The sequence below is a fragment of the Vibrio qingdaonensis genome, assembly GCF_026191675.1.
GTDB lineage: Bacteria > Pseudomonadota > Gammaproteobacteria > Enterobacterales > Vibrionaceae > Vibrio > Vibrio qingdaonensis.
On the sequence record NZ_JAKRRY010000194.1, the window covers coordinates 1 to 289 of the forward strand.

Sequence of the window (289 nt, forward strand, 5' to 3'; positions counted from 1 at the left end):
ACCAGCGACGCTTTAACAACCTCGCGCGGGTAGACCGAGGCGGCATTAATGGTTCCGTAGAACATCTCTTTGGTGCGCAACACTCGATGTTGATTATCGAGGAAGATAATCCCAAACACTTCAGACTCACAAGCGGCCAAGGACGTTTGACAGAACGATTTCACCAATTCAGGCGAGGTTAATGGCGTTTGTTCTGAAATAAACAGTTTGGATTTGAGAATGCTTGCGGCTTGGTCAAGGATGCCCTTTTCTTCTGATGTGAATAACGAAACATTTGAGTATTGAACAA

1 protein-coding gene is annotated in these 289 nt (G+C 45.3%); it reads right to left on the reverse strand.

Going from position 1 to position 289, the window contains the following annotated elements:
• Positions 1-289, reverse strand: a 289-nt coding sequence (locus tag MD535_RS25980) for a JAB domain-containing protein (protein WP_279348382.1), incomplete at both ends; no start/stop codon positions are given.